The organism is Rossellomorea sp. DA94 (assembly GCF_029834455.1).
Classification (GTDB): domain Bacteria; phylum Bacillota; class Bacilli; order Bacillales; family Bacillaceae_B; genus Rossellomorea; species Rossellomorea vietnamensis.
Window position 1 is genome coordinate 2,291,544 of the sequence record NZ_CP122397.1, and the last position, 15,637, is coordinate 2,307,180.

19 protein-coding genes are annotated in these 15,637 nt (G+C 39.9%); 14 read left to right on the forward strand and 5 right to left on the reverse strand.

Annotated features, from left to right (window positions below; translation table 11 throughout):
• Positions 1–24: 24 nt before the first annotated feature.
• The 4 genes from P8596_RS11825 to P8596_RS11840 all read left to right on the forward strand — a co-directional run bounded on the left by P8596_RS11825 (position 25) and on the right by P8596_RS11840 (position 4,263).
• Positions 25–396 (forward strand): MerR family transcriptional regulator, encoded by a 372-nt coding sequence (locus P8596_RS11825; protein ID WP_254651483.1) that lies wholly within the window; start codon positions 25–27, stop codon positions 394–396.
• Between the two features lie 198 nt (positions 397–594).
• Complete coding sequence (locus P8596_RS11830) at positions 595–2,751, forward strand: YhgE/Pip family protein (RefSeq protein ID WP_279726931.1); 2,157 nt, start codon at positions 595–597, stop codon at positions 2,749–2,751.
• Between the two features lie 126 nt (positions 2,752–2,877).
• Entirely contained in the window at positions 2,878–3,765 is an 888-nt protein-coding gene (locus tag P8596_RS11835) for a diacylglycerol/lipid kinase family protein (protein WP_279726932.1), read from the forward strand.
• A 123-nt stretch (positions 3,766–3,888) separates the two neighbouring features.
• Positions 3,889–4,263 (forward strand): nucleotide excision repair endonuclease, encoded by a 375-nt coding sequence (locus P8596_RS11840; RefSeq protein WP_224520044.1) that lies wholly within the window; start codon positions 3,889–3,891, stop codon positions 4,261–4,263.
• Between the two features lie 51 nt (positions 4,264–4,314).
• Here P8596_RS11840 and P8596_RS11845 read toward each other — a convergent pair whose 3' ends face one another.
• Positions 4,315–4,770 carry a hypothetical protein gene (locus tag P8596_RS11845; RefSeq protein WP_224520043.1) on the reverse strand — a complete coding sequence of 152 codons (456 nt, stop codon included), beginning with the start codon at positions 4,768–4,770 and terminating at the stop codon, positions 4,315–4,317.
• A 216-nt stretch (positions 4,771–4,986) separates the two neighbouring features.
• Positions 4,987–5,538, reverse strand: coding sequence for an MEDS domain-containing protein (locus P8596_RS11850; protein ID WP_279726993.1), 552 nt, complete (start codon positions 5,536–5,538; stop codon positions 4,987–4,989).
• Between the two features lie 176 nt (positions 5,539–5,714).
• Here P8596_RS11850 and P8596_RS11855 point away from each other — a divergent pair, with 176 nt between their 5' ends.
• Together P8596_RS11855 and P8596_RS11860 are read left to right on the forward strand one after the other, a co-directional pair.
• Positions 5,715–6,239 (forward strand): GNAT family N-acetyltransferase, encoded by a 525-nt coding sequence (locus P8596_RS11855; RefSeq protein ID WP_224520042.1) that lies wholly within the window; start codon positions 5,715–5,717, stop codon positions 6,237–6,239.
• 333 nt (positions 6,240–6,572) lie between these two features.
• Positions 6,573–7,277 carry a class I SAM-dependent methyltransferase gene (locus tag P8596_RS11860; protein WP_279726933.1) on the forward strand — a complete coding sequence of 235 codons (705 nt, stop codon included), beginning with the start codon at positions 6,573–6,575 and terminating at the stop codon, positions 7,275–7,277.
• 50 nt (positions 7,278–7,327) lie between these two features.
• Here P8596_RS11860 and P8596_RS11865 read toward each other — a convergent pair whose 3' ends face one another.
• Positions 7,328–8,206, reverse strand: coding sequence for a LysR family transcriptional regulator (locus P8596_RS11865; RefSeq protein WP_061811310.1), 879 nt, complete (start codon positions 8,204–8,206; stop codon positions 7,328–7,330).
• Positions 8,207–8,318: 112 nt separating this feature from the next.
• Here P8596_RS11865 and P8596_RS11870 point away from each other — a divergent pair, with 112 nt between their 5' ends.
• The 3 genes from P8596_RS11870 to P8596_RS11880 all read left to right on the forward strand — a co-directional run bounded on the left by P8596_RS11870 (position 8,319) and on the right by P8596_RS11880 (position 10,493).
• Entirely contained in the window at positions 8,319–9,404 is a 1,086-nt protein-coding gene (locus P8596_RS11870) for a citrate synthase/methylcitrate synthase (protein ID WP_279726934.1), read from the forward strand.
• Between the two features lie 183 nt (positions 9,405–9,587).
• A complete protein-coding gene (locus P8596_RS11875; protein ID WP_279726935.1) occupies positions 9,588–9,944 on the forward strand; it encodes a VOC family protein in 357 nt (118 codons plus the stop codon).
• A 72-nt stretch (positions 9,945–10,016) separates the two neighbouring features.
• Complete coding sequence (locus P8596_RS11880) at positions 10,017–10,493, forward strand: NUDIX hydrolase (RefSeq protein WP_279726936.1); 477 nt, start codon at positions 10,017–10,019, stop codon at positions 10,491–10,493.
• A gap of 106 nt (positions 10,494–10,599) precedes the next feature.
• Here P8596_RS11880 and P8596_RS11885 read toward each other — a convergent pair whose 3' ends face one another.
• A complete protein-coding gene (locus tag P8596_RS11885) occupies positions 10,600–11,106 on the reverse strand; it encodes a GNAT family N-acetyltransferase (RefSeq protein WP_224521087.1) in 507 nt (168 codons plus the stop codon).
• Positions 11,107–11,319: 213 nt separating this feature from the next.
• On the opposite strand from P8596_RS11885, the gene P8596_RS11890 reads away from it, so the two are divergent.
• From P8596_RS11890 to P8596_RS11905, 4 genes are all read left to right on the forward strand, one after another.
• The gene (locus tag P8596_RS11890; protein ID WP_279726937.1) at positions 11,320–11,967 is read left to right on the forward strand and encodes a pentapeptide repeat-containing protein; all 648 of its coding nucleotides are present in this window, start codon (positions 11,320–11,322) and stop codon (positions 11,965–11,967) included.
• A 283-nt stretch (positions 11,968–12,250) separates the two neighbouring features.
• A complete protein-coding gene (locus P8596_RS11895; RefSeq protein WP_279726938.1) occupies positions 12,251–13,162 on the forward strand; it encodes an ABC transporter ATP-binding protein in 912 nt (303 codons plus the stop codon).
• Positions 13,163–13,177: 15 nt separating this feature from the next.
• The gene (locus P8596_RS11900; protein ID WP_224520034.1) at positions 13,178–13,921 is read left to right on the forward strand and encodes an ABC transporter permease; all 744 of its coding nucleotides are present in this window, start codon (positions 13,178–13,180) and stop codon (positions 13,919–13,921) included.
• Between the two features lie 123 nt (positions 13,922–14,044).
• On the forward strand, positions 14,045–14,542 hold the full coding sequence (locus P8596_RS11905) for a GNAT family N-acetyltransferase (protein ID WP_279726939.1): 498 nt from the start codon (positions 14,045–14,047) through the stop codon (positions 14,540–14,542).
• A gap of 51 nt (positions 14,543–14,593) precedes the next feature.
• On the opposite strand, the gene P8596_RS11910 is transcribed toward P8596_RS11905, so the two are convergent.
• Positions 14,594–15,082 (reverse strand): sigma-70 family RNA polymerase sigma factor, encoded by a 489-nt coding sequence (locus tag P8596_RS11910; protein WP_079533827.1) that lies wholly within the window; start codon positions 15,080–15,082, stop codon positions 14,594–14,596.
• 260 nt (positions 15,083–15,342) lie between these two features.
• Here P8596_RS11910 and P8596_RS11915 point away from each other — a divergent pair, with 260 nt between their 5' ends.
• Positions 15,343–15,633 (forward strand): hypothetical protein, encoded by a 291-nt coding sequence (locus tag P8596_RS11915; RefSeq protein ID WP_229595169.1) that lies wholly within the window; start codon positions 15,343–15,345, stop codon positions 15,631–15,633.
• Positions 15,634–15,637 lie beyond the last annotated feature (4 nt).

Here is a 15,637-nt window from a genome sequence, read left to right on the forward strand (position 1 = left end):
GTTTATGCATTGGAGGAAAGCGGAATGTATAGTATTAGTGAAGCGTCTTCAGAACTGGGGGTCACTCCGCACTCCCTTCGTTATTATGAAAAAGAAGGAATCATCACTCCAGACCGATCACCATCAGGTGTTAGGGAATATACTGAATCCCATATGAAATGGCTGAAATTTGTGTTGAAACTAAGGGAGACTCAAATGCCCATATCAACCATTAAAAAGTATACCGCGTTGTTCTTGGAAGGGGATCACACCATGGAAGAGAGATTGTTATTACTGGAAGAACATCAACGAAATATACAGGAGCAGCTTCAAACTTTATCGTCTACTAATGAAATGTTGAACAATAAGATTGGTTCGTATAAGAGAGTTATGACGGAACACACATCAGATAGTTGAAGTTCCCTTTTTCGTGATGGTAAGCCTACATTTATGGTTCTGAATCCTATAGTATGAAAATGGAAAGGGTACCTGACTTCATATGTCAGGGCCTTTTTTTGCGAAATCATCACTTATTTTCAAGCATCCGTAGTGGCAAAACACGGGTTGGGTAAACTAAGTTTCAAATGACAGATTAGGGACAAAGGCGGAATTTATATGCAAAACATCTGGAAAATTTTCACTAGGGACATAAAAAATGGATCCAGGAACTGGGTGGCTGCATTCCTGATAGGCGGCTTGATGTTATTACCATCTCTTTATGCCTGGTTTAATATCGGTGCTTCCTGGGACCCATACAGTAAGACCGATCAGCTTCCGGTCGGGATCGTGAATGAAGATAAGGGAGCGGAAATCAACGGGGAGAAACTGAATATCGGGGAAGACCTTGTAAAGGAATTAAAGAAAAATGATGATATGAACTGGAAGTTTGATGACAGAAAAAAAGCGATGGACCGCGTGGAATACGGTGAGTATTTCGCAGTCATCATCATTCCCGACGACTTCTCGGGGAAGTTGGCAACTGTCATAGACGATAAACCTGAAAAGGCGACCTTGGAATATTACGTAAATGAAAAGATCAATGCCATCGCACCGAAAATTACAGAATCCGGGGCAGGTGGGATCGTTGATAAAATAACAGGTTCGTTTATATCTACTGTCAATGGGACCATATTTGAACTGTTTAATGAGCTGGGAATTGAGATTCAAAAGGACCTCCCTGACATCAAAAGGTTTGAAGATTATGTATTTACAGTAGATCGAAAGTTACCGGGAATCGGTGCTGCCCTGAATGAATCGTTGTCGGATGCCGAGAGTGCCAAGAAGATCATTCAGAAAGCGCAGGCTGAAATCCCAGATGTGAAACGTGTGACGAATCAGGGACTTGATACGATCGATCAAACAACGGATTTTCTCAACAAAGCTGAAAATGAATTAAATGAGTTGGCTCCAACCATTCAAGAAGGTTTAGAACAGGTACAGGAAATGTCTTCCAAGGTCAATGATTTCCTGGGTCAAATCCAAACCTCTTCCGTAGACCTTAGTGGAGCAGAAGCCATCAACAAGGGAATTGCTGATAAGCTTACCTCCTCCATTCAGACGATTGAAACGGTTGAAGGTTCCTTACAATCGTTACAGAAGAATGAAGAAAATCCAAATCAGGAACAAATTGAACAGGCCCTGAATCAGCTGGAAGAAGTTAAGGTGGAAATGCAGAAAATTCAAAATGAAGGTCAGAAACTAAATGATTTCATTACAACAAAGCAACAAGACGTGAACGAATTGATCAAGGGCATCAAAGATCGTGCCCGTAAAACGGATAATGATATGGGTGAACTTATAAAAAGATACAAACAAACAATTGAACCGGCGGTATTAGGTGAGGTAGCTAATGCAAAGGGAACCTTGAATGAAGCAAGGAACATCCTTCAAGACATCCAAGGGACCATTCCGGAAGTGGAAAGGATTCTCTCTAATACAGATAAGAACATCGACAAAGGAACCGAAACCCTCCAAAGCGTTTCAAGTCAATTTCCGTATATAAAAGACAAAATCAGCCAGCTTGCCGGACGTATCAGGGATATCCAGGGGGAAACCGATATAAATGAAATCATCGATCTCCTTCGGAATGATCCCAATGCAGAGAAAAGCTTCTTTGAAGAACCGGTTGTCTTAAATAAAAATAGTTTATTTCCAATCCGGAATTATGGGGCTGCCATGACCCCGTTTTATACTGTGTTAGCCATCTGGGTAGGTGCACTTTTGTTAATCTCGCTATTAGCAACGGAAATCATCGCTCCACATGAGTTTACTGAAAGGGAAATCTATTTTGGTAAACTGCTGACGTTTCTCGGCATTGGGTTCATACAAGCCATGATTGTAACAGTTGGAGACATTTTTATCCTGGGGGTTCATATCGCAGAACCTGGTTGGTTTATTGGCTTCGGATTATTCATCAGTATTGTTTTTATGATTGTGGTGTATACGTTGGTATCGGTATTTGGGAATATCGGAAAAGCGATGGCCATCGTCCTTCTGGTCCTGCAGATTGCAGGAGCCGGCGGGACTTATCCCGTGCCCCTTTTGCCGGCTTTTTTCCAAACCATCCATCCCTTCCTCCCATTTTCTTATAGCATCGATCTCATGAGGGAAGCGGTTGGCGGGATCGTCTGGGAGAGAGTGTTCAGAGATCTATTAATTCTAAGCTTATTTGGCCTTATTGGTTTATTATTCGGCACATTTTTCAAAGGGCCGCTAAGTAAAAGGACAAAAGCTTTTATGAAGAAATCCAAAGAGTCCGGGTTGTTTCATTGAAGATATTGAGGATATAGAAATCGGTTTTCAATTCGCTTCCCTGCTTTTTAGCGATGGAAAAGGATTCCTCTCTTTACAATTAGGGTAAAGCCTAATAAATACATAATGTAAAAGGGAGGAAATAGTGTGAAGCAAGCCATGTTAATCGTCAATCCATCTTCTGGGAAGGAATTGGGTGAACAATATAGTGACCATGCACTTAAAACGATGAAGGAGATGGGATATGAGACTGTTTTACGATTGACGAAAGGAGAGGGGGACGCAATGGAATTTGCGAGGGAAGCTTGTGAGAAAAGATATGATTTCCTTGCCGCGATGGGCGGGGATGGCACGATCAATGAGGCTATCAATGGGATGGCAGAACAGGAATACCGGCCTATTTTCGGCCTCATCCCGCTCGGTACAGTCAATGATTTTGCACGCGCTCTTAATATTCCAATGAAACCTGAAGAAGCAATCGATATCTTTAAACAAAATCATGTCCAAAAAACCGACGTCGGAAAGATCAATGATCGATACTTCATCAATATTGTGGCAGTCGGAGCATTGGCAGAGGCTTCCTTTTCTACACCTGTTGAGCAGAAATCAAAGCTTGGTCCACTTGCCTATATTATAGAAGGAATGAAGAAAATGAAAGAGAAGCAACCGTTTGAGCTTAAGGTCCAATCCGATCATGATTGGGAAGGGGAAGCCCTTCTTATGCTTGTTGCCCTGACCAATTCTGTGGGGGGAATGGAAACCATCGCACCGGAAGCCAAGGTGAATGATGGACAGCTTCATGTCTTTATCATTAAAGATATGGCTCTCCCCAAGTTCCTTTTATTACTTCCTAAAATCCTGCTGGGTGAATTAGCGGAAAGTGAACATGTACACTATATGAAAGTGACCAAACTTCAGGCGAACTCCACCTATGAGATGATAGCCAACGTTGATGGGGACCAGGGAGACAAACTCCCTATTACGATAGAAAATTTGAAACAGCATCTGGACATTCTCGTTCCCGTTCAACAATAAGCATCCACATAAGGAAACTTACAGGGGGCTATCCTTATTTAAGGGAAGTGCTCCGTAGTATAGTATTTCTATCCTTTTTGTGTTACCATTACTTCTTAGAGCAAACAAAGGACGTGACCATTCATGATAAACATTCAAATCCCTCAAGCGGATATTTCCATAACGGAACGAAAACAAGCAAAAGACTCAGAAGAACCAAAGATCAAAAGCATCCAGGGCTTTATCGATCTTCACGAAATTCCAAGAGATAAGGGCGGAATCATCTTATTTTATAATATCAATGATGAACTTCTATTCGTTGGGAAAGCCAGAAAGCTGCGACAAAGAGTGAAGAAGCATCTTGAGGATACTGTATCACCACTGCGTAATCACAGAGATGAAGTCTACCGAATCGATGTATCCATCGTAGAAGACGCGATGGATCGTGACATTTATGAAACATACATCATCAATAAACTTCAAGCGAAATATAATGTAGACAAAGTATTCTATAAGTAAGAAATCAAAAAGGTACCAGGCTCCGTTTAAGGACCCTGGTACCTTTTTGATTTATAGAGATGTATTTAAGCTTCTAGCGGGTAAATGTGGATTCCAATTAACCAACAATTCTTCCCGAACTCCAAAATAGGTTGTATCCGTCCGATCAGTCACCCCATAAGAAACCTCGGTTCCTTCCTCACTCCAATGAATGGTGATCGATACGATTACAGAAGGTCTCTTTACCCCGGCTATCTCAATATCAACCGGTTGCTTCAGGTCAAATAACGTTTCAAAGCTGATTTCCTGTCTTTGGATGGATGGGGGCGAGAGGGAATCTTCAATATTCACATATTTCTTTTTATGATCCAGGATATCATATGTTATAAAAGATTCCCCGGGATTAATCCAGTACACGATTTGCACAATGCGCCCTGCCTTTAAAGAAGTTCCGGAATATGTTTCATGAAAAAGATCCTCATACTCAATGACTTCATTCAATTTGATGGGATTTATGGTTCCGTTCACAAGAGCCCCTCCTGTAATAAAGATAGAAAGCCTTATAGTTATAGTTATTGGAGGGGTGTCACTCATAGAACCATGAGAAAAAACAACTGATCCATTTTTAAAGAATCATAGAGAAGGATATCTGAAGATGACTATCTATCGGTAAAGCCATAATGTAAGAGCACCGAGCAGTTCAAAATAAAAGACCCTTCGTAAAAGAAGGATCTTAATAGTTTACTATCTTCTATAAGCAATGGATAATCGAAGATCCTCATCTGTCAACACATACTGATGAACCATCTCCAATGTTTCTGTCAACGTACTTGATAATCTGTGACTTGGATATGCACAAACAGATAGCATACCTTCTTGAAGGACATAATCATCCGCGATCGATTCAAATTCCTTGATTAAGTTTGCGTTCGGTTCTTTCGAAATCCATTCGACATGGCCCCAGGTTCTTATGGAAGGGTTCAATTTCTTTATGACAGAGAGATCCTTCTGGAAAGCGTTGAGAATATGCTGAGTGTTAAAATCCCCGTTTAAATAATAGTAGTCAAAATTATCAACTAATGAAATGGATGAGAGCTGTTCCTCTGTATACAATCTGTTCATTCTATGCTTGACCTTGGTGATATTTCTCATGCTTTCAATAATAAGCATATGTTGATTGTTTTCCAAGCCAGCCCGAATAAATAACATCAGATTTCGAATGTAGGCTTCCTCCTGTTGAAAGGGGTAGAAAATATGACCTTTCTGTAACGTTGCGAGCTTCACATCATTTAACACTTCCAAATATCCTCACCTCTCGTCCCAAGAAAATATTGCCTTTATTCTACTTTAAGCATAACATAAACGTGTATGAAGCTATATACATTTAAGTTTGAATATTCTAACAATTGTCCACCTGATACATTCCGTGTTCATTTCACCATATTTACAGGATGAGAAAGAGAGGAAGAGACATGAATCTTCATATTGAAAAATTAACCCACCCAAATAGTGATATCCTTAATGCTTTAAATAAATGGGATAACCATCCCGATTTGATTCCTTTCATTCGGCCCAATCGGAACAGGGAAGAGCTTGAGCAATGTAGGAACATGGACATGGATGAGTTGAAAGATCGATTGGAATCTCATCCTATGTTTCTTATATACGTGGAAAATAAACTTGTAGGGGAAATGAATTATATGATTGACCCCCCTCATCTATTTAAAAAAGTGAGGGGAACTGCCTGGGTAGGGATTACGATTGGCGATCCTGATGCACGGGGGAAGGGAATAGGGTATGAAGCCATCCGGTATTTGGAAAAGGAAATAAAAGAACAAGGACTGGCCAGAATAGAACTTGGTGTTTTTGAGTTTAACGCTCAGGCACATAAGCTATACAGTCAGATGGGTTATCAGGTAATAGGCAGGATCCCGGATTTCACCTATTGGAATGAAAAAATGTGGTCCGATATCCGCATGGAGAAAGTCCTGGTTTGATTTTATAAAAATTTAGAGGGCGACCATACCGAATGCATTTTTATTTATTTCATTTTTGTAACAATTATGACAATAATGGTATTCCAACAGAATTCAACCCCTTACCTCAATTCAATCAGAATCCCTCAGGTTGGATGATAACACATTTGGATACCCCTTCCATTAATATGCATAAAGGGAACTTAATTAGGGGGTTGTGAACCCATATAAGCAGATAGAATCGTAAACTTCACCTCTGGTTCCTCAGCGAAAAAATATATTTGTAAAATCGTGGTAACCTACCTAATCTTGTAATAAAGTATACTGTAATCAGATGATGAAGGAGGGAACCATATGCAAGAAAGTATTCGTAATTACGATGATTTATTAACCATGCTTGATTCATTTTTACGGGAACCTGAACCATTTTGGGATGAGTTTTTTTCTGACCGCGAGAAACCAGTACCTATCTTTGTAAATGCACCCGACGAAAACTTAGTTTCTTATATAGAACGTGGAATCATCACAAGGGGAAAGGTACTCGAGCTTGGCTGTGGACCAGGCAGGAATGCCATTTTTTTAGCAGAACATGGATTAGAGGTTGACGCAGTCGATCTATCCAAAACGTCCCTTGATTGGGCAAGGGAACGGGCTGATGAAAGAAATTTGACCATCAACTTTCTACATCAAAATATATTTGATTGTGACCTCACCAAAGAAAAGTACGATTTCATATACGATTCAGGATGTTTTCACCATATCGCTCCCCACAGAAGGATAAGTTACATAAATCTAATTGAAAGAGCATTAAGGGAAGGAGGATACTTTGGCATAACGTGTTTTTATAAGGGTGGTAAACTAGGCGGATCTGATCTATCTGATTGGGAAGTGTATAAAAAAGGATCTCTGATGGGAGGATTAGGGTATACAGAAGAACGTTTAATGAGAGTCTTTCAATCATTAAATCCCATTGAAATCAGGAAAATGATCGATAAAATAGGTTCAGATAACATGTTCGGAGCATCTGACTTACTGACAGGTCTTTTTCAAAAAAGGTAATCTATCCAAAGGATGCCATGGACACTAAATCGTGCCCATGGTATCCTTTTTTACACTCTAAATCGGGACAGAAAACGTAAAAATTCGTTTTGTGTTTTATGTTGGTATTTTGTAAGTGCGAAGGTCTTAGCTTCCGGCATGGGAAAAGCACTTGTATGAACTTCTAGCAGCCTCCCTTCCAAAAGCTCTCTCCTGACTGAAGAGGAAGGAAGATAGGATACGCCAAGTCCTTCTGCAATGAACCGTTTCGTAATATGTGTCTGCGAAACTCTCATCATCCTTGTTGTCGGATAAAATTGTTTAATGGTATAACAGAGTTCATCCCAATAGGAAGGGTGATTGTGGGTCAATAAGTAATTCGATGCCAATAACTCTTCTTCGTCCAGGGGTGGTGCTGATTCAAAATCCCTTCCATCATGAGGAGCCACCAAAATGACCTTATCTGAGAATAAGAGAGTCTGTTCAAGTTCAGGACTAAAACAGGGGAGACAGGAAAGTCCGATATCCACCCTTTCTTCCAAAACTGCCTTCTCTATTTCCGCGGATTCAATGATTTCAACCGAAATTTCCACCTGGGGATGATTCTCAAGATACTGCTTTAATACAAAAGGCAGGACATTATCAGCAATCAAGGGGGAGATAGCCATTTTAAGTGTGGTTGTGTAACCCTGACTAAAGGATTGTATATCTGTAATCCCTTCCTCATACACCTCGATCAATCTCTTCGCATTTTGTAAATAGGATCTCCCCGCTTCTGTCAGTTTGATTTTCTTCCCATCTCTTTCGAATAGGATCACCCCGAGTTCTTTTTCAAGTTGTTTAATATGTACCGTGACGGTCGGTTGTGAAATATATAATCGCTCGGCAGCTTTCCTGAAATGGTTGAATTCAGCTGCAATAATAAATGTTTTAATAATACTCAAATCCACTAGACCCACCCCTTATTATAAAATGTAATCAATTCAATTAAATATATTTAATTTTCTTAATTATAAATCCATTATACAATCATTGTAATTAAGCGAAAAGGGGATGTTGGGAATGTTTAGTGAAGGGTTAAAAGGGATTGTGGCAGCTCAAACGTCGATCAGTCACATTGATGGAAATGAAGGTGTCCTCATTTATAGGGGATATGAAATCGGAGATCTCAGTCATCTGTCATTTGAAGAAGCTGCGTTTTTGTTGTGGTATGGGGATCTTCCGAAAAAGGAGGATGCAGTGGAAATCAAGAAGAAATTGAGCACCTATCGCACTCTGACACCTGCAATGAAGGAAATTCTTCATTCACTACCAGAAGAAATGGATATGATGGGTGTATTAAGGACGGTTATCTCTTCCATAGGAGGATCAGAATACAACTGGAAGCCGACAATAGAGCAATCTTTGCGATTGACAGCTGTCATACCGACCATCATTGCCCATCGATTTAATATGCTGATGGGTGGACCTTTATTTGAGAGTGATACCGAGTTAAACCATGTAGAGAATTATCTATTTATGCTAACAGGAAAAAGGCCGTCTAAGGCAGTTGCGGATGCAATTGAAACGTATATGGTACTTACGATGGAACATGGAATGAATGCTTCGGCCTTCTCGGCAAGAGTCACGGCATCAACGGAATCTGATCTTGTTTCAGCCATCACTTCAGCGATCGGGACAATGAAAGGACCCCTCCACGGTGGGGCACCATCCGGGGTCATTGATTTATTGAACGAAATAGGTGTGGCTGAAAGAGCCGAAACAATCATTAGAGAAAAATTGCTGAAAGGTGAGAAGCTGATGGGATTCGGTCATCGGGTATATAAGACTCATGATCCAAGAGCCCTTGCTTTAAGAACAAAGCTGCTAGAAAATAAGGGTGGTGATTCCTCTTTGGATCTGGCACTATTTGTCGAGAAGAAGGCGATTGAATTGTTAGCTGAATTGAAGCCGGGAAGATCTCTGTACACCAATGTAGAATTTTATGCAGCAGCCATCATGAAATCGATTAATCTGCCAACTGATCTATTCACACCGACTTTTACGGCCGCTCGCATCGTTGGTTGGACAGCCCATGTATTGGAGCAGGCTGAAAATAATACAATATTCAGGCCACAGTCTGAATATATAGGAATACGAAACGCATAAAGAAACTCCTGTCTACTTTTTGGTAAACGCTTAGAGTCCTCTAAGCGTTTTTTCTTTGGAATACTTCATTCACGTGAAGGATAATGGGAAATTTTGTCGAATTGTAAATAGTGCGTAATGGTATCAGGGATCATCTTTAAGTGAGGTCAATTTAACATGATAAGAAATGTGGAGGGAATGAATGTGAAAAATCGAAATGGAAAAGTGGTTGGCTTTGAAATAAGCAGTCAGGCTCCAGAAAAAGCAGCAGCCTTTTATTCAAATGTTTTCGGGTGGGAAGTGGATAAACCCAAGTGGGACTACCATACAGTCTCGACCGGACACAAAGATGGAATTAATGGGGGGATTAGCAAGGGACCCCATGATCATCCACACGGTACACGAATTCAAATTGAAGTAGAATCCATTGAAGAAACCATTTCTGCAGCTAAAGAAAATGGAGCAATGGTGGTAAGAGACAGGATGGAATTCGAGCATTTTTTCCTTGCGTACTTAGTGGACCCCACCGGTGTTGGGATTGGATTGATTGAAAACAAATAGGAAATAAATCAACATAGTAGAAGGGAGAGTGAGACAACCTTGTTTGAAACTGAATTAGGAAAACCCAAAAGCTTGGTAACTGAATACAAAATGAAATATAGAACCGCCGTTAAGGCAGTCATCATACAAGATGGTAAAATTCTTCTTATGCATTCCAACAGGGGAGATTATAAATTTCCAGGAGGAGGAGTCGAAGAAGATGAAAGTCTGCCTGCTGCCCTGATAAGGGAAGTGGCCGAAGAGACCGGCTACATACACTGTCAGGTTAAAGAGCCTGTAGGTATCGTGATACAAAGGCATCTAGACTTATATGATGAAGATACAATATTCGAAATGACTTCACATTATTTTCATTGCGAACTATCAGACTTTGATAAAATACCTCAACAATTAGAGGAATACGAGTCGGAGTTGGAAATGGCTCCCCGATGGATCACCTTGGATGAAGCCATTGACGGGAATGAGAGGCTGATGGACAAGTATGAGAACAATCGATGGATCAAAAGGGAAAACTATGTTTTGGAAGAATTAAAGAAATTATACGAATAGATACGCTTACCCGGTATAGGGTATGGAAAAGAGCTGTCGGTTTATTATGACCCAGCTCTTTTCGATATGAGAAAACGTGAATTACGTTTAGTACATTTCCTTTTAGTTAGATTTTCAATCCGTATTTTTTCAATTCTTCTGTATCATTGGGCAATGTCACATAACCGTCAAACGTCATACCCAACTTTTCAAGAAGTTTAGAAGAAGGTTCATTATCTTTTGACGTAATCGCTACGAGCCGTTTAATCCCCGATTCTTTAGCAAACTCCACCGTAGCGCATGCAGCTTCATACGCATACCCCTGAGATTGATAGGCAGATAGAAAGGCAAAGCCAATATCCACGTCTTCCAGTCCGTCTCGCTTAATCAGTCCACACAAACCGATTGGTGTATGATCAAGTTTTCGTTCTGCCAAGAATAATCCAAATCCTTTTTGCTCATACATGGCTCTCGGACCATTCAAAATATAAAGATTTGCATCTTCTAAAGTATGAACCCCTTTATCTCCAATGTATTGAAGCCATCCAGGCTCATTCAATAATGTTAAAATAAATCCTGCATCCGACTCCTCCACCCATCTAAGGGAGAGGCGATTTGTTTCTGTAATTTTCATAAGGAACACCCCATTTCTTATCACTCCACCTTATTGTACTTGAAATATATAAGAGAGGAAATCGATTATTTTCATTCAACAATGCTCCATACTATAAACTTGACGACTAACATCATGGCGAGACACACACCTAATAAAAATCCAAGACTACAATTCAATTTTCTTCATGATATAGTTTCTTTATACAAAATGAAGATAATCCGAGGTGTAATCATGGCGCACAAATTTAAAATCGAAGACCCAAAAATCCCTGCTCGTTTAAGCTCTGCCAATTTTCAAGATATCTTTTATGAAGAAGATCCGTTCCTATCAAATGGTTTGATCGAAAATATAGGATTGGAAGGGGAAGAAATCGATCTGCTCGTGATTTCAAAAGTCATGTTTAAAAATGTCTCCTTCACCGGTGCATCTTTCCCCCGTATCGACATGACAGATGTTGTGTTTGAAAACTGTGACCTGTCGAATGCAAACTTCAGTGAAGGAATCATTCATCGGGTCATCTTCAAAGAATGCAAATTATTGGGTGTGAATTTTACCGGTGCTCATTTAGGAAATGTCCGTTTTGAAGAGTGCCTGGCGAATATGAGTGACTTTGTTGAAACACGATTAAAACAAGTAACATTTAACGAGACCTTTTTACAAAATGCCAATTACTCTGACTGTGAACTGCTTAAGGTCAGCTTTAATCAGTGCAATCTTAATGATATTGACTTCACTCAAACTGACCTCAAGGGTATCGATATTAGTACTTGCAAGTTTACACGCATCAATGTAGCTCTTGAAAATCTTTCCGGTTGTGAAATTTCACCTGAGCAGGCGATCGGGTTTGCAAGCTTATTGGGATTGAAAGTGAAGGAGTAATATAAAGGCTGTTGTTATTCATAACGACCTTCATCTAGGGGTTTAAATACGGTACAAGGCATGAAATGATTCAAACGAGAATAACTATGTATCAATAACACCTACCTGCTTTCAATTCGAAGGGACTGGCGTTGTCAATTCATCCGAAAGATATTGAAAAACGAAAGGAGTGGAAGATAATCCCACTCCTATTTCTTTCGTTTCTTACTATTAGTTGAAACTTTTACCAATTATGATTCGTACATCTTATTATTATGAGGAACTGTTTGGAGGAGGTAAATTCATGATCATGGTTGATAACGTAAGCAAGCGATATGATTCACTTCAAGCGCTAAACGACATTCATTTCTCGATTCAGGAAGGCTCTTGTTTCGGCCTTGTAGGACCCAATGGTGCGGGAAAATCCACTTTGATGAAAATCTTTTCCGGTGTATTGCAAAACTTTAATGGGGACATCAATGTCCAGGGCCTATCTGTCAAGAAAGATAGAGTAAAGGTAAAAAAGCTGATCGGCTACATACCTCAAGAAATCTGTTTGGAAGAATCCCTTACTGCCAAGGATAATTTATTGTATTTTGGTAGCCTTTATGGTCTGAAAGGAAAAGACCTTCAAGATCGAACCGGGAAAGTGTTACAGCAAATCGGTTTAGAAGAACGAGGGAAAGACAAAGTCAGCACCTTTTCAGGGGGGATGAAGCGCCGGTTGAACATTGGCTGTGCCATTCTGCATGCTCCCTCCATTATCATCATGGATGAACCGACAGTGGGAATTGATCCTCAATCAAGAAACTCAATTTTTTCATTCATACATGAACTAAAAGAGAAGGGAAGTACAATCATTTATTCGAGTCACTATATGGAGGAAGTAGAGCAGCTTTGTGACAGCATCGGACTGATTGATAAGGGTTCATTAATTGAATGTGGATCTCTGGGTGAGTTGCAGCAAAAATATAATAAACCGTCATTGTTTGTTTCCGGAGAAGGTTTAGATAATGTTGGTTTATCCAAACATGGAGAGGTCGAATCGAAAGGAAACGGATTTATTCTGCGAAGTGATGATCCTTTGATGACATTGGAAAAATTGATTGCCGAGTTCCGCATCTATAACATTTTGCCAGGAAGGCTAGAGTTATATCAACCGAAACTGGAGGATATCTTTTTCACATTAACTGGAACGCAACTTCGAGATTCATAGAAAGGGGAGGATGATATGTGGGCCATTGCCAAAATGGAATTTAAGAAAAATATACAGGATAAAGGCTTGTGGTTTTGGACATTTATCTTACCGATCGTCTTTATCATTGCCTTTGTTTCCATTTTTTCAGGTGATGAAAATACGAGTTACAAAGAAGTCGTCACTCAAATCATTCCAGGCTATACCATCATGTTCGCTTTTTATATTATGATTTCAATGGTCATCGGACTAGTGAAGGATAGGGATAAAGGAATGGTTGCGAGGATTGCCAGTACGCCACTTCCTATCATGAGCTATTTTATAGGGAAATGGATTCCTTTCATGGTGATCGTGTTGATTCAGATTGCTGTATTATTTGGATTTGGCGTCGTTGTGTATGACCTTCCTTTAGGGGATCCCCTTGGACTGATCATTTTATCCATTTCTTTGGCGTTTATTGTAACCGGTTGGGGCATGGCGCTCGCCGTACTCGTGAAAACGGAAAATATGGGTATTGCCATGACCCAGATCATAGCTCTTGGTGGTGCAATGCTTGGGGGATTGTGGTTACCAGTCGATTTGATGCCGGAGTTCATGCAAACAATCAGTAAGTTACTTCCTCAATACTGGGCAATTGAAGGGTACAAAGAGATCATTTTAGAAGATGGAACCATATTAGATGTCTTATTCAATATTATGATATTGGTCATTGCAGGAATATCTGGTGGCTTGATTGCCATCGCTGCCTATCCACGGTTTCTTCGTACCTCCAAGAGTTAAAGACAGATGGGAAATTTTCTATTTATTTTTAAAAATGAAAATCCTCTCCTTAATTCTTGAAATTTATGGTATGATTCTATGGTCTGAAATACAAGATCTTCGTAGATTGAAAGGGGAACATACTTGAATAAGAATCAAGTGAAAATCGCAGAAGTAAACGCAGAAAATTGGTACGAGTGTTGTCAACTGGAACTTTCCAGGGAGCAACAGGAATTTATTGAGCCTAATGCCATTTCGATTGCTCAATCGAAATTCGAAACTACTTTAAAACCATTCGCCATTTATTTTGAAGATAAAATCGTTGGGTTTTTAATGTTCAACTCTGTACCTGAAGAACTGGATGCTTATTGGGTTTACAGAATCATGGTGGATAAAAACCATCAAGGTAGAGGCATCGGAAAAGCCGCAACAGATCTGATGATGAATGAAATGATAGAAACCTATGGTATAAATAAAATCATAGTAGGATATCATCCTGAAAACCATGGGGCTCACCGCTTATATGCGAGTTTGGGGTTTGTCGATCACGGTGACCGATTCGGCAGGGAAATGGCGGTAGTGAAAGAAGTAACGATTAACAAAGATATTTCAAAAGGGCCAAAAACGCTTGGCCCTTTTTGAGCTTGCATTAAATCCCCTTTTCTAATACCTCTTGAGCAAACGGCTTATTATTCACCCGTTAATGTCCAATATCCCTCGAACCTTTTCCTTTGCTCCCTTCCGCCACTTTTTCACGGCGGATATGGACACATTCTCTACCTCTGCAATTTCACTGACTGTCAGCATATGCAGACAAGTATACATGACCCATTTTCTTTGGTTCGCAGTTAAGTCCCCACAGTAACTGAACAATAATTCTTCGGCCAGTCCTTCGTTGATATGCTCATCTTCGATCATGTCAAAAAACTCCGTCTCTTTGAAAATACTTTTCTCTTCATTTCGACTTTCACTTGTTAATTGAGAAAGTATTCTGCCTCGAACATATGAATAAGCATAAGCAGGAAATGCCCCTTTTTCCGGATCGAATTTTTGATGTGCCTCCCAAAGTGCAATGAGACCGGTCTGATAGTATTCAGGTTTGTTTTTATAAATGTGCAGAGAATGAATGATCTTGTGAATCATTCTGTCATATTGCATATGAAGCTTTTCGAATTTCTCCAAGTCAGTATCCTTTTGACCGGCGCGCCGTTCTTTGTATTCCCAGGTAGCTTAACCTTACAAAGGAACTTGGCTTTTTGACAAAAGGGGATAACACTCGTTTTCATGGAAGAAACCTAGCATTACCAAGGTTAGTCATCATCATTTATCGGTAGGGAACTGACAGTTATGCTGGAATTTTTAGTGTGGTGAATTACTTGAGTTTAACTTTACCCACCAATAGCAATACTAAAAGGACCATCCACTTACAAGGAGGTCCTGGTATGCCTAATAAAAAAGATGAAAGCAACGATGTCCTCGGTCAGAAAAATGAAGAGATTGAAAAGCTTGAAGAGATGTTATCCGCCGTCCTTCACTACTTATCAGATGATGAAATCGAAGAAATTGATATCGAATATCTTCTTACAAATACAGATAACCTCCGGGAATGGTGGGATAGCTACCGGGAGAAAAACAAAAAGAAGCTGGAAGATGAGATTAAAAAGTCTTTGAACAGGTTATCTCTTGAGGAGTTAGAAAACATCCGGGAACAAATAAAGAATAAAAATGGCTAAATGA